This window comes from Aeromonas sp. QDB56 (genome assembly GCF_027705505.1).
Classification (GTDB): Bacteria; Pseudomonadota; Gammaproteobacteria; order Enterobacterales; family Aeromonadaceae; genus Aeromonas; species Aeromonas caviae.
The window spans coordinates 1-17510 of record NZ_JAPDBZ010000030.1; the positions used below are offsets into that span (position 1 = coordinate 1).

General features: G+C 63.3%; 17 protein-coding genes and 1 rRNA gene. 8 read left to right on the forward strand and 10 right to left on the reverse strand.

Annotated elements, in window-relative coordinates:
- From OKB81_RS07120 to clcA, 4 genes are all read right to left on the reverse strand, one after another.
- A 16S ribosomal RNA gene (locus OKB81_RS07120) occupies positions 1-64 on the reverse strand; the annotation flags it as partial.
- Between the two features lie 490 nt (positions 65-554).
- Positions 555-905 (reverse strand): iron-sulfur cluster insertion protein ErpA, encoded by a 351-nt coding sequence (gene erpA, locus OKB81_RS07125; protein WP_010675554.1) that lies wholly within the window; start codon positions 903-905, stop codon positions 555-557.
- A gap of 89 nt (positions 906-994) precedes the next feature.
- Positions 995-1687, reverse strand: coding sequence for a DUF6776 family protein (locus OKB81_RS07130; protein WP_160837816.1), 693 nt, complete (start codon positions 1685-1687; stop codon positions 995-997).
- Positions 1688-1774: 87 nt separating this feature from the next.
- Entirely contained in the window at positions 1775-3169 is a 1395-nt protein-coding gene (gene clcA / locus OKB81_RS07135) for a H(+)/Cl(-) exchange transporter ClcA (protein ID WP_039040862.1), read from the reverse strand.
- Between the two features lie 209 nt (positions 3170-3378).
- Here clcA and hemL point away from each other — a divergent pair, with 209 nt between their 5' ends.
- A complete protein-coding gene (hemL, locus tag OKB81_RS07140; RefSeq protein WP_039040861.1) occupies positions 3379-4665 on the forward strand; it encodes a glutamate-1-semialdehyde 2,1-aminomutase in 1287 nt (428 codons plus the stop codon).
- 200 nt (positions 4666-4865) lie between these two features.
- Positions 4866-5687 carry a hypothetical protein gene (locus OKB81_RS07145; protein WP_160837814.1) on the forward strand — a complete coding sequence of 274 codons (822 nt, stop codon included), beginning with the start codon at positions 4866-4868 and terminating at the stop codon, positions 5685-5687.
- Here the strand turns inward: OKB81_RS07145 and OKB81_RS07150 are convergent.
- The gene (locus OKB81_RS07150; protein WP_160837811.1) at positions 5602-6504 is read right to left on the reverse strand and encodes a sulfite exporter TauE/SafE family protein; all 903 of its coding nucleotides are present in this window, start codon (positions 6502-6504) and stop codon (positions 5602-5604) included. The two genes, OKB81_RS07145 and OKB81_RS07150, sit on opposite strands and share 86 nt — an antisense overlap.
- A 259-nt stretch (positions 6505-6763) precedes the next feature.
- On the reverse strand, positions 6764-7447 hold the full coding sequence (locus OKB81_RS07155) for a phosphatase PAP2 family protein (RefSeq protein WP_069784197.1): 684 nt from the start codon (positions 7445-7447) through the stop codon (positions 6764-6766).
- Between the two features lie 202 nt (positions 7448-7649).
- Here OKB81_RS07155 and OKB81_RS07160 point away from each other — a divergent pair, with 202 nt between their 5' ends.
- A complete protein-coding gene (locus tag OKB81_RS07160; protein WP_160837809.1) occupies positions 7650-8165 on the forward strand; it encodes a DUF2937 family protein in 516 nt (171 codons plus the stop codon).
- A gap of 42 nt (positions 8166-8207) precedes the next feature.
- On the opposite strand, the gene OKB81_RS07165 is transcribed toward OKB81_RS07160, so the two are convergent.
- Positions 8208-9089 (reverse strand): LysR family transcriptional regulator, encoded by an 882-nt coding sequence (locus tag OKB81_RS07165; RefSeq protein ID WP_160837807.1) that lies wholly within the window; start codon positions 9087-9089, stop codon positions 8208-8210.
- A gap of 157 nt (positions 9090-9246) precedes the next feature.
- On the opposite strand from OKB81_RS07165, the gene OKB81_RS07170 reads away from it, so the two are divergent.
- The gene (locus OKB81_RS07170) at positions 9247-9639 is read left to right on the forward strand and encodes a DMT family transporter (RefSeq protein WP_042016295.1); all 393 of its coding nucleotides are present in this window, start codon (positions 9247-9249) and stop codon (positions 9637-9639) included.
- Positions 9627-9947: an SMR family transporter gene (locus OKB81_RS07175; protein WP_042016297.1), complete on the forward strand. Its 321-nt coding sequence runs from the start codon at positions 9627-9629 to the stop codon at positions 9945-9947. The genes OKB81_RS07170 and OKB81_RS07175 overlap by 13 nt, the downstream gene beginning before the upstream one ends.
- 89 nt (positions 9948-10036) lie before the next feature.
- Here the strand turns inward: OKB81_RS07175 and gloA2 are convergent, their stop codons facing one another.
- The 3 genes from gloA2 to hrpB form a co-directional block, all read right to left on the reverse strand.
- Complete coding sequence (gene gloA2, locus OKB81_RS07180) at positions 10037-10438, reverse strand: SMU1112c/YaeR family gloxylase I-like metalloprotein (RefSeq protein ID WP_042016298.1); 402 nt, start codon at positions 10436-10438, stop codon at positions 10037-10039.
- 42 nt (positions 10439-10480) lie between these two features.
- A complete protein-coding gene (gene mrcB, locus OKB81_RS07185) occupies positions 10481-12802 on the reverse strand; it encodes a penicillin-binding protein 1B (protein WP_160837805.1) in 2322 nt (773 codons plus the stop codon).
- Between the two features lie 123 nt (positions 12803-12925).
- Complete coding sequence (gene hrpB, locus OKB81_RS07190) at positions 12926-15379, reverse strand: ATP-dependent helicase HrpB (RefSeq protein ID WP_270662876.1); 2454 nt, start codon at positions 15377-15379, stop codon at positions 12926-12928.
- Between the two features lie 184 nt (positions 15380-15563).
- On the opposite strand from hrpB, the gene thpR reads away from it, so the two are divergent.
- The 3 genes from thpR (at position 15564) to dksA (ending at position 17418) form a co-directional block, all read left to right on the forward strand.
- Positions 15564-16109 (forward strand): RNA 2',3'-cyclic phosphodiesterase, encoded by a 546-nt coding sequence (thpR, locus tag OKB81_RS07195; RefSeq protein ID WP_109422518.1) that lies wholly within the window; start codon positions 15564-15566, stop codon positions 16107-16109.
- Positions 16106-16849, forward strand: coding sequence for a DNA/RNA nuclease SfsA (gene sfsA / locus OKB81_RS07200; RefSeq protein ID WP_042864979.1), 744 nt, complete (start codon positions 16106-16108; stop codon positions 16847-16849). Before thpR ends, sfsA begins: the two co-directional genes overlap by 4 nt.
- Before the next feature lie 119 nt (positions 16850-16968).
- Positions 16969-17418, forward strand: a complete 450-nt coding sequence (gene dksA, locus OKB81_RS07205) for an RNA polymerase-binding protein DksA (RefSeq protein WP_029314801.1) — start codon at positions 16969-16971, stop codon at positions 17416-17418.
- The last annotated feature ends 92 nt before the right edge of the window (positions 17419-17510 follow it).

The following is a 17510-nucleotide window of genomic DNA, read 5'->3' on the forward strand; positions in this document are numbered from 1 at the left end:
CGACTTGCATGTGTTAGGCCTGCCGCCAGCGTTCAATCTGAGCCATGATCAAACTCTTCAATTTAAGTTTGGTTGCCTGTTAAGGCGGCTCAATGAATTGCTGAATTAACTGCTGCAACTTTCGTTGCTTTGGTCACTTCATCAGACATTGATATCAAAAATTGTTTTTGATGCTCGATGCTGTGAGTGCCCACACAGATTGCTTGATTCAAATTGTTAAAGAGCAGGGTCTGAAACTATAACCCTCACCAGCTTGCTTTGCAAGGTGGACCAGACACGCACTGCGCCGTGCTGATGGAGGCGCATTATAGGGATATGATTCTCGCTGACAAGCGAAAACTACGTGTTTATTTGAAAAAGACGTCCAGGTGTTTAATCAACAACCAACCAGACTAAAAAACCATCAACGATTCATCTAAATGAGCCTGCACACCTTCTCTATCGCTACCAATCGGTACCCGTTTTCGCCACATCAAGATCTACATGCCAGCCACGCCAGGCACACAAAAATGAAAAGGGCCCCTCGGGGCCCTTCACATCACGCTGCTTGTAGATCAGATGGAGAAACTGGAACCGCAACCGCAGGTCGTCGTGGCGTTGGGGTTGGTCACGGTGAAACGGGAACCTTCCAGGCCTTCGGTGTAATCCACGCTGCCGCCGACCAGGTATTGCAGGCTCATGGGATCGATCACCATGGTGACGCCGCTCTTCTCGACCACGGTATCGCCATCATTGATTTTCTCGTCAAACGTGAAACCGTACTGGAAACCGGAGCAGCCCCCCCCAGTGATGTAGACCCGCAACTTGAGTTCGGGATTCTCTTCTTCGGTGATCAAGGTCTTTACCTTGTTGGCTGCCGCATCCGTCATCTGGATGGGCAAGGGGGCTTCTGCTACTGCACTCATTGCTGACCTCACAACCGTTACATCCACAAACATGGAAACCGCGAAATTATCCAATACCCGACCATTTAGTTCAAGTATTCACCACTCTCTTACTGCGCTGCCGGCAAGGGGACTGGTTGAGCGATCAGAGGCTTGAGCACCTCGTTCCACTCGGCCACCAGTTCCTGGGCCGGTTGCCGACCCTCCTTCGGGATGAGGATTCTCACCCTGTCCGGGATGAAGCCTGAGGGAAGCTGCCAATTGCCCTCCAAGAGCTGGAAATATCGCAACGCGTAGCGTCCCTCCCCCACCTTCATGCCAAGGTCCCGGCCACTGAGGATCCTGGGCTTGTCAGCCAGACTGCCTTCGAGCCGGATCTGCACCTGCCCCCGAAACAGCTCCCGCTTCTTGGCGGGTTGTGTGAGCGCCAGACGATAGTGGTAGCGACCCGGCACACTCGTCTCCTGCAATGTCAGATTGTCGATGGATACCCCCACCTGTTCGCCGGTGGGACGCATGATGCGCTCGAAGAAGGCGAGCTGACGTTTCTGCTCCTGTACCTGGGCTTCCTGATCCTTGAGCGTCTGCTGAAGTTGCTCGAAGGCGGCCTTCTGGGTCGCCAGCAGGGTCTCCCTGACGCCGAGATCCGTCTTCAGTTGTGCAATGGCCTTGCTCTGACGCTCCAACGTCTCTTGCTGCACCGTCATCAGGCTGCTCTGAGCCAGCTCCTGTCTGTTCCCGACGACATAACCGATACATGCCCCCACGGCCAGCACCACCAATAACTTCACGATTTGGGACATAAGGCCTCTTCTATATGCCGACATCAACACGGCCGGTTTCTTTTCACTATACGCGACCATGCCGGATTGATACGGATAAACAAAGAGTTAACCGGTCGCGATGCTGCTTTCACCCCGGTTTTGACGCGCAGCAAGCCGTAAAGTTCGCTCCAGGATCTGGGAATAGATAGGGCGCCCCCCCAACCATTGCGCCACCAGGGTTGCCCCTATGGTGGTGATCATCATGGGCAGGATCAGCTGATAGTTGTCGGTCATCTCGGTCACCAGCACGATGCCGGTAATGGGGGCACGCACGGTGGCGGCGAAGAGCGCCCCCATGCCGGCGATGGCAAAGGCGCCCGGTTCGATGCCGAGATCGGGAAATGCAGAGTGGAACAGGTGACCAAAGATCACCCCGAACAGGGTGCCCAGCGCCAGGGTCGGCGCAAAGACACCACCAGGGGCCCCCGAGCAAAAGCAGATGAGGGTACCCACCAGTCGCACCGAGAAGATGATGAAGAGCGTCGCCATCGCATAGTCTCCCCCCGTCAGATGCGGGATGAGCTCGATTCCCCCTCCAGTGACCGAAGGGGCGAACAGCGACAGCATGCCAAAGGTTCCAGCCACCCCCATGCCGATGATGACGAAGCGGTGGCGCTTGTTCTGATGCAATGCCAGGTAACCATCCTGACAGGCGAGCACCAGCTTGTTGAAGACGAACCCCAGCACACCAAAGCAGCCCCCCATGAAGAGAAACAGCCAGAGCGCCTTCAAGGCCGGAGCGTCGTAGTGAGGCAGCATGATGACGGGGGATTGCCCTTTCATGTTCTGCAGCATCAGGGTCGCCATGACGGCCGAAATCCCGACCGCCTTGATGGCGAGGAAGGAGTAGCGAAATTGCGGTCGCATCTCTTCCATGACAAACAGTATCCCTGCCAGCGGGGCATTGAAGGCCGCAGCGAGACCACCCGCCGCACCGGCAGCCAGCAGGGCGTGGCCATGCTCCTTGGGCAACCGGAAGATATCCGCCACCATCTTGCCGAGGTTGCCCCCTATCTGCACCGAGGGCCCCTCCCGCCCCAGCACCATGCCGGAACTCAGGGTACAGACCCCGCCAAAAAACTTCACCGGCAACACCCGCCACCAGCGTACCGGGCGCAGGTCGTCCATGGCCCCTTCAATTTCCGGGATACCGGATCCCCCCGCCTCGGGGGCAAAGGCATGAGTGAGGAAATAGCCGACCAACCCCAGCAGGGCGCTGAAACCAAAGCCGAGCAGACCGAGCTGCCACCAGGGGCGATCGGCCAGCAAGTCGACACGCTGCTGGGCCAGCCAGTGAACGCAAGACTCGAACAATCCGCACACCAGGCCTGCCAGCAGGCCGACCAGGGCCGCCAGCAGGAGCACCAGCAGCGGCATCTTGTCCCGCCGTATCAGGCGCTGCAAGACTGGAGGACGACGCAGCGAGGCCGCGTCGGCGGAAGGAATGGCTTGTTGCTCCATGGATAATCACGCTCATCTAACGAGGACCAGACACACCTCGGCCTCGGCTGCCCAGCTCTGGGCCTTTCTGCTATAGTCGGCCCGTTTCATGTATCACGGGCGAGAGTCCGGGGCGAGAGCGCAAAGCATACTCCTCCCGCCATCCCCTGCCGAGCCGCAATCGGCAGCCTGCGCCCGGGTAACGACCAAAATCCCATTAAGGATGATCCATGTCAAAATCAGATCAGCTGTTTGAACAGGCCCGCCAGACCATTCCCGGTGGCGTCAACTCACCGGTCCGCGCCTTCAACGGGGTCGGCGGCACACCCCGCTTCATCGATCACGCCGATGGCGCCTACCTCTATGACGTGGACGGCCAGGCCTATGTGGATTACATCGGTTCCTGGGGCCCCATGCTGCTCGGTCACAACCACCCGGCCATCAAGGCCGCGGTCATCAAGGCGGTGGAAAAAGGGCTTAGCTACGGTGCCCCGACCGAGATCGAAGTGCTGATGGCCGAGAAGGTGCGCCAGATCGTCCCCTCCATGGAGCAGGTGCGGATGGTCAACTCCGGCACCGAGGCGACCATGAGCGCCATCCGGCTGGCCCGCGGCTACACCGGTCGCGACAAGATCGTCAAGTTTGAAGGCTGCTACCACGGCCATGCCGACTCCCTGCTGGTCAAGGCCGGCTCCGGTGCCCTCACCCTGGGTCAGCCCAACAGCCCGGGCGTACCGGCCGATTTCGCCAAACACACGCTCACCTGTGTCTTTAACGATCTGGACTCGGTGCGCGAAGCCTTCACCCAGTACGGCAGCGAGATCGCCTGTATCATCGTCGAGCCGGTCGCTGGCAACATGAACTGCATCCCGCCGGTGCCCGGCTTCCTGGAAGGGCTGCGCGCCATTTGTGACGAGTTCGGCGCCCTGCTGATCCTGGATGAGGTGATGACGGGTTTTCGCGTCTCCCTGCGTGGTGCCCAGGGCCATTACAACATCGACCCGGATCTCACCACCCTCGGCAAGATCATCGGTGCCGGCATGCCGGTGGGCGCCTTCGGCGGCAAGAAGAAGGTGATGCAACACATCGCCCCGACCGGCCCCGTCTATCAGGCTGGTACCCTCTCCGGCAACCCGGTGGCCATGGCCGCCGGCCTCACCATGCTGGACCTGCTGCTGGAGCCGGGCCTCTATGAGCAGCTGAGCGCCAAGACCGCCCGTGTCGCCGAGGGGCTCAAAGCCGCCGCCGCCAGGCACGGCATCCCGCTCGCCATCAACTACGTGGGCGGCATGTTCGGCTTCTTCTTCACCGACGAGACCGAGATCACCCGCTACGAGCAGGTGACTCGCTGCGACATGGAACGCTTCAAGCGCTTCTATCACCTGATGCTGGAAGAGGGTGTCTATCTGGCACCGAGCGCCTACGAGGCGGGCTTCCTGTCGCTGGCGCACGGCGACAAGGAGATTGAACACACCCTGGCGGCCGCCGAGCGCAGCTTCGCCAAGCTGGCTGGCTGACAAGCAGCAAGATGTGCAGAGGGCCCCGATGGGGCCCTTTTTTGTTTGCTCGTCCCGACAAGGCACCATAGTGGTGCATCCTTAAGTCCCTCACCGGAACCTTGCCACCTGCTGGTGCGCCGCGCCGTACACGGGCTGTCATAAATCGGGCCCACAATTTGCAGGCCCCTGCTTCAGGAGCCCATTGGACCGAGGTGTATATGGCAGAGATGAGCCCCATCGATGTGCTGCGGCGCTATCAGGAGTACGAAACCGAGCTGGCCCCCCTGCTGCTGGGGCTGCTCACCCTCCCCGAGGCGTCTCTCAAGACCTATGCCTTCGTCGAGGAGGTGAAGAGCCTGGCCCCCCAGATCAGGCCTGCCATACTGGCGCCCGTTCCGGCGGCCCAGGGGCAGCTGCGCCTGCTGGTGCAGGGCCATGGCCGGGAGCTGGAGATCAACCTGCACCAGCTGATCGCCTGGCTGATGGGGGACAGGGAGCGGCGGCGCGCCATTCCCTGGTTCAGGGCCGTCTACGTCGTCCTGAGTCTGGCCCTGTTTCTCATCGTCGGCACCCTCATCTGGCACGGGCTGGAACAGCTCTATCTGCTCCTGTGCGGCACCCAGCAGAACCGGCTGGGGGCCTTCAGCGCCATCATCTTCCTCACGCTCGCGCTGGCGGTGTTCGATCTCGGCAAGACCATCCTCGAAGAGGAGGTGCTGCTGCATAAGGACATCTTCCGCCACAGCGCCATCCGGCGCACCATTACCCGCTTTATCGCCGCCATCCTGATCGCGGTCTCCATCGAGGGGTTGCTGCTGCTGTTCAAGGGATCCCTCGGCCAGAGCGAACTGCTCTGGCCTGCGGTGGGGGTGATGGGCTGCGCCGTGGGGTTGCTGCTGGCGCTGGGGCTCTATGTGTTTCTCGGTGCCAGGGCGGAAGCCGCACTGGTGCAGGCTAACCAGCGATATCCGCAGCCAGCTGCGCGGTGGGGCGACGAGCCGCCCGCCAGGAGGCGTACATGGTCCAGGAGGTATAGATGACGATGAAGGCCACCAGCCATTTGAGCATCTCCATCTCCATGGATTTGACCAGCATGGCCGCCAGCACCACGCCGATGGGGCCGAAGATGGCCACCGCCAGCACGGCCCGCGCATCGAAAGCCCCCATGCGAATGAAGGTCCCCGCCGAGAAGACGCTGAGCACGGCGGTGGATCCCATCATGATGGGGAAGGTCACCAGCGGGTTCATGCCGAGCAGATAGACCAGGGTCATGCAGGGGGCGAACAGGCCGATACCGACGTTCATCAGGGCTCCGAACAGGAAGTTGCCGGCAAGGGCGATCCCCAGCTTGTAACCGCTCAGCCCCATGGCCTCGCCACCGAGGGGGAAGAGCCCAAGCAGACCGGCAAAGATGAGACCGGCGACCACCAGCAGGGAGACCGCCATCACCAGCCGGATGGTCTGGCGATCAAAGGAAGCCACGTAACGGGCGCCCCAGGCCGCACCGGCTGCTGCCGCCGCCATCATGCTGATGAGGGTCATGGGATCCACGTTGACCACGCCGATGAAGATGAGAGCCTGGGTCACGGTCGGCAGCACGCACTGGCCGTTGAGGGTACCGGGCAGCACCCGATCATCGATCAGCCTGAACTGCTTGTAGCAGGCGGTCTTCACCGCAAAGCTCCCCACCCCCAGGGTATCGAGAAAATTGGCCACAAAACCGATGGCCGCCACCGGCCAGAAAGGGGTGGCTTCGAGCTGGCCATGACGCCGTTTGTGCCACCAGGCACGGACCAGCATAAAGAGAAAGACCAGGGCACAACCGATAAACAAGAGACGCAGAAAAGTGACAAGCATGGGGAGACCTCCAACAACGGGCGGCGATTCTAAGGCAGCGGAGGGAAAAAATCCTGGCCAGGATCATGAGACGACGGGTGCAAACGTTTGGCCCCGACTATTTTGGCTGGCAGAACCCGAATGGGGCTATCCATACTGGTTGGGAGGGCGACAGCCCGGGCTCATCGGGCGTAGTCCTGGTCATTTCGCGACGACCACAGCACCGGTGAGGCGTAAACGAAAGAAGGCGGGGTGACCCGCCTTCTTTTTTCATTCTCCGTCAGGCAATCCAGCGTGGCAGCCGGGGAGCCAGGCGGTCGATCAGGCGATCCGACACGGGAGTGAGCAACAGCAGCGGCAGGCAGATCAGGGAGAGGCAAAGAGCGCCCACATAGACGTCCGTCATCCAGTGCGCACCAGCCAGGATGCGGGGCGCCGAAAACAGGGGCACCATCACCACCGCAACTACCCCGGCCCAGCGCGGCAGATAGCGCAGGGCAAAACCGGCGAAGATCATCAGGAAGAGGGCGTGATCACCGGGGAAGCTGTCACCGGCGGAGTCCTTGGTGGGAATCGCACTGATCTCGGTCAGGCGCAGAGCCCCGTCCACCATCAAGGTGGGGCTGGGACGGCTGACCGGCAACAGATGCCCGAGCTGATTGATCACCAGAGCCCCCAGCAGCATCACGACCCCCATGGCCACCAGACGACGGCGCTCCTGCCCGTCGGCACGGAAGAAGCAACCGGCAAGGATCCCGCCCATGCAGGCCAGCGCGGCCAGATCGAACAGGCGGTTGTTGGTGATGGCCACCAGATCGGCCCAACGGGGGGAGTGGCCAATCCAGCCATTGACCAGCTGGAAGAGGGCGAGATCCCACCCATCCCAGGGGCCGTGCTCAGGCAGGGCGCCCCAACTGAAGGCGATGAGGCCCCCGGCCAGATAGAAAGGAATGAACTTGCTCATGCCGACGTGTCCTTCGAAAAACGCTCATTCTAGGCCAGCCGCAAGATGACTTGCATCACAAAAGTGTAAGAATTCGTGTAACAAAGGTATTCCATCGGCTCTTCTTTTGGCGCCGCCGACCGGGTGGGCAAGCGCGCCCCCTCCTTGGCTCTCCCACCGGTTGCGGCTAGTATGGGCGCTCCCTTCGTTCAGGATGATGATGATGCGCAGCTACCTTCGCATGATGTTGTTTGCCCTCGGTTTGCTGGCAGGTGTACAGATCCCCGGGCTGGTCGATCTCTACTTCCAGCGGCTGGATGCCCGGCTGCAGCAGGCAGGTCTGGCGCTGGCCCCCTTCCAGCGCACGGCGGACCAGCACTTCAATGGCGATCTGCAGGCGCTGGTCGCCCATTACGATGCCAGCCAGGATCCCGTCTTCACCCAGGATGCCACCAGCCTCCAGCAACTGGTGAACCAGCAGCAGCACCTTCAGGGGGAGATCGCCGTGCGGGAGAGTCCCTGGTACCAGCAGCTCTCCCACCTGTTGCTGCGCGCCGATCCCGCCCTCTGGCAGGATACCCTGCACAACTACGGCTATGTGGTCCCCCTCAAACAGGCCGCCATTTTCTGCGGCGTGGCGGCGGGTCTGCTGGCCTCCCTGGCGGGGGATCTGCTGCTCGGCCTCCTGCTGCTGCCATTTCGCTCCCGCCAGCGCGTCCCCCGTCACGGCCTGCGCTGATCCCCTCTCACTGCCAACCGGGGGGCCCGCCCCGGTTGGCGGCTACTCGAAGGGTTCGAGATAGGCTTCTATGGCCTTCTTCAGCCAGGCCAGCACCTTGCCGTGATGGGCGTTCTCCGACAGATAGACTCCGTAATCGCGCCACTGCAGGCTGAACTTGTGCTTCAGGGTCAGCAGCTCCCCCTGGCGCAGCTGGCTCTGGATAAGGGGTGAAGGCAGCACCGCCCAGCCCAGACCATCCAGCACCGCATCCCGCATCAGTTCGAAACTCGACAACCCGATATGCTGCCCCCCGATGGGCAGCAGGCTCTTGACCGAAAACGCGTCCACATAGGAGAGAGTGACCTGAGTGTGATCGGTCAGATCCTGCTGCAACACCCGCTTCAGCCCAGCCAGCGGGTGGCTTGGCGCGACCACCATCAGGGTGCGGATCGGGTTGAGCACGTCGATGCAAAGACCGCTGCGCTCCTGTTCCTCGGTGATGAGGCCGAAGGCGGCATCCACGAACCCCTCTTCCACCAAGGCCGGCAGCTCCGGCGGTGAGGCCAGCACCAGGGAGATGCTGGTGCCCGGAAACTGGCGACGCAACGCCCCCAGCATCTCGCGCCATACCACCTCGGGAATGGCGTCGTCCCGGGCTACCCGCAGCGCCACCTCGGCACCGAAGGCATGGTGCTCGCACTTGAGCTTCAGGCTGTTGGCGGCCTGCAGCAGCCGCCGACAGTCGTCCAGCACTTGCTCGCCGATTTCGGTCAGCCGGCTCTGATTCGCCCCTCGTTCGAAAAGTTCGACGCCAAGCCCCACTTCCAGGGTTGCAATCGCCGAGCTCACGGCGCTGCGACTCTTGCCAAGTCGTCTGGCGGCATTGGCTATCGAACCACTGTCTGCTGTTTCTACAAAGAGTTGTATCTGATTTAGCTTCATGACTTCAAACTGGCGGCAGATTATTCCATCACCACCTTATCCCCTGGTCCGCCCCCAAGGCAAACAAGCAGCGACAGCTTTCTCGACGCTCAGCGATAACCTTGCCCGTTTCGGGTGCCGTTATCCTCTCTTCGTCGCAGCAACAGAAGGAAACTGCATGTCATCCCGTCCCCTGCTTTTGGCCCGCCTCTTCCTGACGGGGGCCATCCTGACCGAGGTCGCCGGCACCTCCTCCATGGCCCTGATCCCAAAGAGCGAGAGCGGCTGGATCCACTATCTGCCGATGTGGCTCCTCATCACCCTCTCCTACCTGCTGCTCGCCAAGGCCGCCAGGACAATCTCCATTGGTATCGCGTTTGCGCTGTGGGAAGGGCTGGGGATCGCCCTCATCACCGCCGTCTCCGTCCTGTTCCTCGGCTACGAGCTGAGCATCCAGGAGTGGATCGGACTGGCGCTGGCCATAGTGGGGATTGTCATGGTGACCCTGGGCGAGACCCATGATGTACCAGCCCCCACCCGCCAGAGGAGGGAAGCCCCATGCACCCGTTGATCATCGTACTGGGCGCCGCCCTGCTGGATATCGGCGCCAACATGGCGATCAACCGCTCCATCGGTTTTCGCGACAAGGGGTGGGGCGTCCTCGGCATTCTGCTGGTGCTCTGTGCCTTCACGCTGCTCAGCGAGGCGGTCAGTACCGGCAAGATCGATCTGGCCGTGGCCTATGCCACCTGGGGCGCCATCGGCATCCTGGGCACCGCCCTCGGGGGCCTGCTGCTGTTCGGCGAGCGCCTCAGACCCGTCGGCTGGCTCGGCATGATGGTGATGGCGGTGGCGGTCGCCCTGCTGACCACAGCATGATCCCCTCTCCAACCCCATGAAAAAAGCCGCTCTGTTCCCAGGGCGGCCTTTTCATGGTCAAACCGATCACCCAGATTGCAACAGGCAGCCTAACGCGCTGCCTCGTACAGCTCCAGCGGCAGGCCGTCGGGGTCGGCGAAGAAGGTAAAGCGCTTGCCGGTCAGCTCGTCCACCCGCACCGGCTCCACTTCCACCCCGTGCAGCTCCAGGTGGGCGATGACCCGGTCGAGATCCGCCACCCGAAACGCCAGGTGGCGCAACCCGCACGCCTCCGGCCGGGAGGGGCGCGGCGGCGGCGCCGGGAAGCTGAACAGCTCCAGCTGGCTGCCGTCCGGCAGCGCCAGATCCAGCTTCCACGACTGACGCTCGGCCCGCAGGGTCTCGGCAATGATGGGCAACCCCAGCACCTGGTGATAGAAGTGGCGCGAGCGCGGATAGTCGCTGGCGATGATGGCCACGTGATGGATGGCCTCAAACAGAGGATGGGTCATGGCAATCCTTGCAAAACGGGCAGCCTGCGCTGCCCGTCTTCGTCAGTTGAAGAAACCGTTGAACCAGTTGTCCAGGGCATTCGCCGGGTCCGAGACCGGGCTGGCACAGCTCATGGGCTCGGCCAGACCGGCCAGCTTGGCCGGCACCTGGAGACTGCCGGGACAATCGCTGGCCACCCGGGCACCGCTCGAGCGGGAGAAGTTGGCCCAGCTCACCCCTTCGGGCATCTTCAGCCCCAGGCTGTTGACCCCTCGCTGGCTCATGTAGCCGCTGAACAGCTGCAGGGCGCCACTGGCACCGGTCAACCCGGCCGGGGTGTTGTCGTCACGGCCGACCCAGACGCTCACCAGCTCGTTGTTGTCCATCCCGGCAAACCAGGAGTCACGCAGCTCGTTGGTGGTACCGGTCTTAGCGGCCATGGTGGCCCCGGGGAACTTGGCACCGAGCGCCCGGGCCGTCCCCTGGCTCACCGTCTTGGTCATGGCGAACAGGGTCAGCCAGCTTGCCTGGGGATCCGTCACTCGCTTGGCCGCTTCGTCATGCTGGTAGAGCTGGCGCCCCTCGCCATTCACCACGGCCCGGATGGCCGACAGGGGCTGGGTCAACCCCTGGTTGGCAATGGGCAGGTACATCTGGTTCACCTCCATGGGCGAGAGCGCCACCGCCCCCAGCACCAGGGACGGATAGGGCTGGATCTCCTGCTGCACCCCCAGCTTGTGCAGGGTATCCACCACCTTGTCCAGGCCTATCTGCATCCCGAGGTTGACGGTCGGCACGTTGAGGGAGCTGGCGAGCGCCTCCATCAGGGGCACGCTCTGGCGGAACTTGCGGTCGTAATTCTGCGGCGTCCAGATCTGGCCATCCTGGCCGCGAATCCGGATCGGCTGATCTTTAAGCGGCGTGCCCAGGGTCAGGCCGTTGGAGAGGCCGGTCAGGTAGACCGCCGGTTTGACCAGGGAGCCAATCTGACGGCGGGCATCCAGCGCCCGGTTGAAGCCGGCGTAGCGGGGATCCCGTCCCCCCACCATGGCGACCACCTCGCCCTTGTGCCAGTCGGAGACCACCATGGCCGCCTCCAGCTTCTTCTTGCCACGCTGCTTCTCGATGGTGGCCAGACCCGACTCCACCGCCTGCTCGGCGGCGTGCTGGGCGATGGGATCCAGACTGGTGAAGATCTTGAGGCCGGACTGCTTGAGCAGATCCGGGCCGAAGCGGTTCTGGATCTCCCGCTTGAGCAGCCCCATGAAGGCCGGGGTACGGCCATAGCTCATCTGGCCGCGGGCGATGATGCCAAGGGGCTGCTTGCTGGCCAGGTCATACTCGGCCTGGGTCAGGCTGCCGTGATCCGCCAGCAGTTTCAGCACCAGATCCCGGCGCGCCTTGGCCCGGTCGGGGAAGCGCCAGGGATCGTAATAGGAGGGGCCCTTCACCATGCCCACCAGCAGGGCCACCTGATCGATGTCCAGCTCGTTGACCGGAATACCGAAGTAGAAGTAGGAGGCGAGCCCGAAGCCGTAGACCCCCTGGGAGAAGTTCTGCCCCAGATAGACCTCGTTGAGGTAGGCCTCCAGGATCTCGTCCTTGCTGTAGCGGTAGTCGATGAGCACCGCCATGTAGGCTTCCTGCAGTTTGCGCCACAGGCTGCGCTCACGGGTCAGGAAGAAGTTCTTGGCGAGCTGCTGGGTGAGCGTACTGCCCCCCTGCACGGTGCGCCCCGCCAGCAGGTTGGCTGCCATGGCGCGCATGATGGCCACCGGCGAAACGCCGCCGTGCTGGTAGAAGTCCCTGTCTTCCGTGGTGAGCAGCGTCACCAGCAGGCTGTCCGGCACCTCGGAAAGGCGCACCAGCAGGCGGTCTTCCCGATCCTCGGTGTTGAGGCGATCGAGCAGCACCGGGTCCATCTGGGCATAGCCGAGCTGGCGCTGGTTCTCCAGGGACTGGATCCCCTCGAGGCGCGCCCCGTTGAAGGTGAGGCGCAGGCCACGGGCGCCGTCGGCACCGTCGTGGAACTCGAACGGCCGGCGCACCAGCTCGATGCGATTGCCGTTCACCGCGTACTCACCCGGGGTATGAGGTTGACGCACCTGCTTGTAGCTCAGCATGTTGAGCTCGCGCAGCATCTGGGTCTGGGAGAGCCGCTGGCTGGGATAGAGCTCCAGCGGGCGGCTGTAGACCATCACCGGCAACTGCCACTTCTCGCCGTCGAAGCGCTCGCGCACCTTGGTGTCGAGATAGATGCCAAACACCACCATGAAGGCCGCCACCACCAGAGAGAGCTTGAAGCCCAGCCAGAACAGGGTGCGCCAGATGGTGCGTTTGGGCGCCGCCTTCTTGGGCGTGCGCTTGCGTCGTTGGGTTGCCATAAATCCTCTTGTCGTTCTCCTCGCCATCCCGCTGATGCGAGCGGCCTGCGATGCCTGTTGTGGAGGGGGACTGTGCCACCGCCATCTTGTTCTGATCGTGCCGACCGATCACTGCCCCGTCGGCTACTCCTGCAATCCCATCTTCTTCTTGGTCACCCGGGTCGGCATCGCCTCCAGCGGGTTGTCCGGCCAGTAGTGACGGGGGTAGCGCCCCTTCATCTCTTTTTTCACCTGCTCATAGGATCCCGCCCAGAAGGCGGCGAGATCCGCGGTGATCTGCAAGGGGCGCTGGGCCGGGGAGAGCAGCTCCACCACCAGGGGCACCCGGCCATCGGCCACGCATGGGGTGGCGCCCAGCCCGAACATCTCCTGGATGCGCACCGGGATCGCTGGCGCCTGACCCGGCTGGTAGCGGATCCGCACCCGGCTGCCGGTCGGTGCGGTGAAGTGGCTCGGCAGCGCCTCGTCCAGCCGCCTTGGCAGGGGCCAGGGCAGAGACTGGCGCAGGATGTCGCTCATGTCGAGCCGCTTCAACTGCTCCAGCCGGGTCATGCCGCTCACCGCCGGCAGCAGCCACTGCTCGAGGTCGGCCAGCAGGCTCTCCTCATCCATGGCGGGCCAGGCTTCGTCGGGCAGCCAGTCGCGGGCGCAGCGCAAGCGGGCCAGCAGCCCCTCGCTGCTCTCGTCCCAGGGCAGCACGTGCAGCCCCTTGCGCCGAATGCCTTGCAGCAGGCAGCGCCCCTTCTGTTCATCGGAGAGATCCGTCAGCGGCCGCTGGCCGAGCACCAGCTCGCCGAGCACCTGCTGGCGCTCCGCACGCACCCGTTCCTCCCGATCGTCCCAGTCGAACCACTGGCGCTCGCCGACCAGCTCGGGCAGCTGGCGCACCAACTCATCCAGCGCCACCGGCTCGGCGATGAAGATGCGGCTGCCGCGCTCGTTCTGACCCATTTCGACGGCCACGATGGCCCCCTGCCCCTGGCAGGGATGCCCTTCTACCAGATCGCAGCTCACCCCGCCACTGAGCTGATAACGGCTGCCACTGCGCAGCTTGCCGATGCGATCGGGCCAGGCGAGGGCGCACAGCAACCCCAGCCATTGACCCTGCGGGCTGCTTGCCCGCACGCCGAGCCGCTCGAACCAGCGGACCGCCCCCTGGCGCAGGGCGCCCTGACGGCGGTGGAACAGCACGGACAGGCGCTCCGATCCTCGCAGATCTTCTTCCAGCAGCGCCACCAGGAAAGCCGCATCGGCGACAATCCCTGTCAGACCCTCGGATTCCAGCTCCCGGGCCCGCAGCAACATGCGGGCGAGGCGGGGATGGGTGCCGAAGGCCGCCATGGCACGGCCTGCCGGGGTAAGTTGTTGCTCACCTTCCGGGGCCATGGCGCCCAGGGCCACCAGCAACCGCCGGGCGCTGGCCACGGCGGCAGAGGGCGGCATGTCCAGCAGGGGCAGCGCCTCCACCCGGGCCCCCCACTGGGCGGCGTCCATCAGCAGGCCGGTGAGCTCTTGCGTCAGGATGTCGGGGGGACTCTGCTCGGCGAGGCGCTCCTGCACCTCGCAGCTCCAGAGCCGGTAGCAGACGCCGGGGCCAAGCCGCCCTGCCCGCCCCGCCCGCTGGGTGGCGGAGGCTTTGGCGATGGGCCGGGTCTCCAGCCGGGTGACGCCGCTCTTGATATCGAAGGTGGCGCGCCGCTCCAATCCGCTGTCGATGACCACGGAGATCCCCTCGATGGTGAGGGAGGTCTCCGCCACGTTGGTGGTGAGCACCAGCTTGCGACGACCCGCAGGCGCAGGCTCGATGGCCGCCTGCTGGGCCGCGAGGTCAAGACGGCCATAGAGGGGAGCCAGGGTCACATCCCCTGGCAACCGCCCTTCCAGCCACTGTGCCAGCCGCTCTATCTCCCCCTGTCCCGGCAGGAACACCAGGGCACTGCCAGCCTGACTGGCGAGCGCCTCCAGCACCACGGCGCCGACCTGGGGCTCCAGCCACTGCTGGCGATTGGCGGGGCGATAGTGGTACTCGATGGGAAAGACGCGCCCCTCGGAGCGCACCACGGGGGCGCCTGGCAGCAGGCGCTCCAGGGCCATACCATCCAGGGTGGCGGACATCACCAAGAGCTTGAGATCATCGCGCAACCCCTGCTGGCTTTCGATGGCGAAGGCCAGCGCGGTATCGGCGTGCAGGCTGCGCTCGTGGAACTCGTCAAAGATGACGAGCGACACGCCGCTGAGCTCAGGATCCTGCTGCAGCATCCGGGTCAGCACCCCCTCGGTCACGATCTCGAGCCGGGTCTGGCTGCTGGTGCGGCTCTCCCCGCGCACTCGCAAGCCGATGCGCTCGCCCACCTTCTCCCCCAGCTGACGCGCGAGGAAGCTCGCGATGTTGCGCGCCGCGAGGCGCCTGGGCTCCAGCATGATGATGCGCCCGGGCAGCCGGTGCTGGCGCACCAGCTCCAGGGGCAGCAGGGTCGATTTGCCCGCGCCGGGGGGTGCCTGCAGGATCACGCTGGTATGGTTGTCGAGGGCTGCAAAGAGTTCGGGCAACACCGGGACGATGGGGAGGGAAGACAAAGCGATGGGCACCTTCTGTGACACTTCTGAAAAGGGGTCCATTCTGCCACAGCCTCCCGGCCACCGTAAGCGCCCCTGCCGGGCAGGGGCAGGAAGCGTCAGGTGCAACACGGCAAGACATCCCGGGAGCGGCTGCCATAGAATGGCCCTTATCCGATGCCCATCACGAGGACCAACACGCCGCATGCCCAAACTCTTCTTTGCCCTGCCCCTGCCAGAGCTTGCCCCCGAGCTTGCGACCTGGCGAGACCAGCGCCCCTGGCCCGGCCAGCCGGTGCCCGAGAGCAACCTGCACCTGACCCTGGCCTTTCTCGGGGAGGCCGACGAAACGACCCAGGCTCGTCTTATCGCGGCCGCCGAGCGACAGCACTGCCCCCCTTTCAGCGTCCATCTGGATCAGACCGGCTGGTTTCAGCGCGCCAAAGCCGCCTGGGTGGGGCCCGGTGAGTGGCCGAACGAGCTGACCGTGCTCGCGAGGGCACTGCGCCGCCACGGTGAAAAACTCGGGCTGGGCAACGGCGAGCAGGGCTATCGCCCCCACGTCACCCTGTCGCGCAAGGCGGGCGAGGCCCCCGGCGAGCTGCCTGCGCCGGATTTTCTGCTCAGGGCCGATCGCTTCTGCCTCTATCAATCCGTCAGCACGCCGGACGGTGTCCACTACGAACCGCTCGCCTGCTGGCCCCTGCGGGCCCGCGTCAAAGAACCGCACCGCGAGGAGCTCACCCCATGATCTTCGATCCCCCCCTGCAGTCCGGGCAGCTGATCTCCCGCTACAAGCGCTTCCTGACGGATGTCGCGCTCAACAACGGCGAGGTGATCACCATCCACTGCGCCAATACAGGTGCCATGACCGGCTGCGCCCTGCCGGGCACCCGGGTCTGGTACTCCACATCCGACAACCCCAAGCGCAAGCTGCCAAACAGTTGGGAAATCGCCGAGAGCCCGGCGGGTCACTTCATCTGCGTCAACACGGCCCGTGCCAACCAGATCGCCCGGGAGCTCATCGAACAGGGCGCCCTCGCCCCCCTGGCAGGCTATGCCAGGCTGCGCACCGAAGTGAAATACGGGGAAGAGAACAGCCGCATCGACCTGCTGCTGGAAGATGACCACAGGCCGGATTGTTACATCGAGGTGAAATCCGTCACCCTGCTCGACGAGCGGGAGCAACCCGGCATGGGCTACTTCCCCGATGCGGTCACCACCCGCGGCGCCAAGCACTTGCGTGAATTGATGGCCATGAAGGCGGCAGGGCACCGGGCCGTGCTGCTGTTCATGGTATTGCACTCCGGCATCGCGAGAATGCGCCCTGCAGCCCATATCGATCCGCACTATAGTCAGCTTGTTGAACAGGCGATGGCGGCAGGGGTTGAAATTTTATGCTATCGCCCCCATGTTGGGGTGCAGGGCATGGTGGCTCAGGATTTTATCCCATTTGAATCTGACCATATGCTACCCGAGGGCAGAGAATAAATGCAGAAGTGGGTAACATTATTGATAAGGCTTGTTTGCCTCCCGTTGACCCTTCTGCTATAGATGTCGCCCTCAATTTATGGATGGCACGGGTAGCGTGCTGAATTAGGAGACAGGGCATGCCAACAGGCGAAAACAGGAAATCTCTGGGCCCCCTGGCCATTGCGGGTGTAGAGCCTTACCAGATGAAAGCCGGTGAGGAGTACATGAATGACCAACAGAAGGTACATTTTCGCAAGATCCTGGGAGCCTGGCGCAACCAACTGATGCAGGAAGTTGACCGCACCGTCGACCACATGAAGGATGAGGCTGCCAACTTCCCGGATCCCGTGGATCGCGCCGCGCAAGAAGAAGAGTTTGCTCTCGAACTGCGCACCCGCGACCGTGAACGCAAGCTGATCAAGAAGATCGAGAAAACCTTGCTGCTGCTCGAAGAAGATGACTTCGGTTACTGCGAGCATTGCGGCATCGAGATCGGCATCCGCCGTCTGGAAGCCCGTCCGACCGCAGACCTCTGCGTGGACTGCAAGACGCTGGCCGAGATCAAGGAAAAACAGATGGCTGGCTGATGCCGCCCATCCACAGAAACGAAAAGGGAGCCCAGGCTCCCTTTTTTATTGAGCTTTTGGTCGGGCCGTCCCAGAATGCAGCCTCAATGCAT

What these genes read in the sequence shown, in the direction of transcription:
- OKB81_RS07130 (WP_160837816.1), bottom strand. Translation starts at nt 1,687, where the DNA reads ATGTCCCAAATCGTGAAGTTATTGGTGGTGCTGGCCGTGGGGGCATGT.
- dksA (WP_029314801.1), top strand. Translation starts at nt 16,969, where the DNA reads ATGCCAACAGGCGAAAACAGGAAATCTCTGGGCCCCCTGGCCATTGCG.
- clcA (WP_039040862.1), bottom strand. Translation starts at nt 3,169, where the DNA reads ATGGAGCAACAAGCCATTCCTTCCGCCGACGCGGCCTCGCTGCGTCGT.
- OKB81_RS07145 (WP_160837814.1), top strand. Translation starts at nt 4,866, where the DNA reads ATGGCAGAGATGAGCCCCATCGATGTGCTGCGGCGCTATCAGGAGTAC.
- OKB81_RS07165 (WP_160837807.1), bottom strand. Translation starts at nt 9,089, where the DNA reads ATGAAGCTAAATCAGATACAACTCTTTGTAGAAACAGCAGACAGTGGT.
- gloA2 (WP_042016298.1), bottom strand. Translation starts at nt 10,438, where the DNA reads ATGACCCATCCTCTGTTTGAGGCCATCCATCACGTGGCCATCATCGCC.
- sfsA (WP_042864979.1), top strand. Translation starts at nt 16,106, where the DNA reads ATGATCTTCGATCCCCCCCTGCAGTCCGGGCAGCTGATCTCCCGCTAC.
- OKB81_RS07155 (WP_069784197.1), bottom strand. Translation starts at nt 7,447, where the DNA reads ATGAGCAAGTTCATTCCTTTCTATCTGGCCGGGGGCCTCATCGCCTTC.
- thpR (WP_109422518.1), top strand. Translation starts at nt 15,564, where the DNA reads ATGCCCAAACTCTTCTTTGCCCTGCCCCTGCCAGAGCTTGCCCCCGAG.
- OKB81_RS07150 (WP_160837811.1), bottom strand. Translation starts at nt 6,504, where the DNA reads ATGCTTGTCACTTTTCTGCGTCTCTTGTTTATCGGTTGTGCCCTGGTC.
- OKB81_RS07170 (WP_042016295.1), top strand. Translation starts at nt 9,247, where the DNA reads ATGTCATCCCGTCCCCTGCTTTTGGCCCGCCTCTTCCTGACGGGGGCC.
- mrcB (WP_160837805.1), bottom strand. Translation starts at nt 12,802, where the DNA reads ATGGCAACCCAACGACGCAAGCGCACGCCCAAGAAGGCGGCGCCCAAA.
- OKB81_RS07175 (WP_042016297.1), top strand. Translation starts at nt 9,627, where the DNA reads ATGCACCCGTTGATCATCGTACTGGGCGCCGCCCTGCTGGATATCGGC.
- hemL (WP_039040861.1), top strand. Translation starts at nt 3,379, where the DNA reads ATGTCAAAATCAGATCAGCTGTTTGAACAGGCCCGCCAGACCATTCCC.
- OKB81_RS07160 (WP_160837809.1), top strand. Translation starts at nt 7,650, where the DNA reads ATGCGCAGCTACCTTCGCATGATGTTGTTTGCCCTCGGTTTGCTGGCA.
- erpA (WP_010675554.1), bottom strand. Translation starts at nt 905, where the DNA reads ATGAGTGCAGTAGCAGAAGCCCCCTTGCCCATCCAGATGACGGATGCG.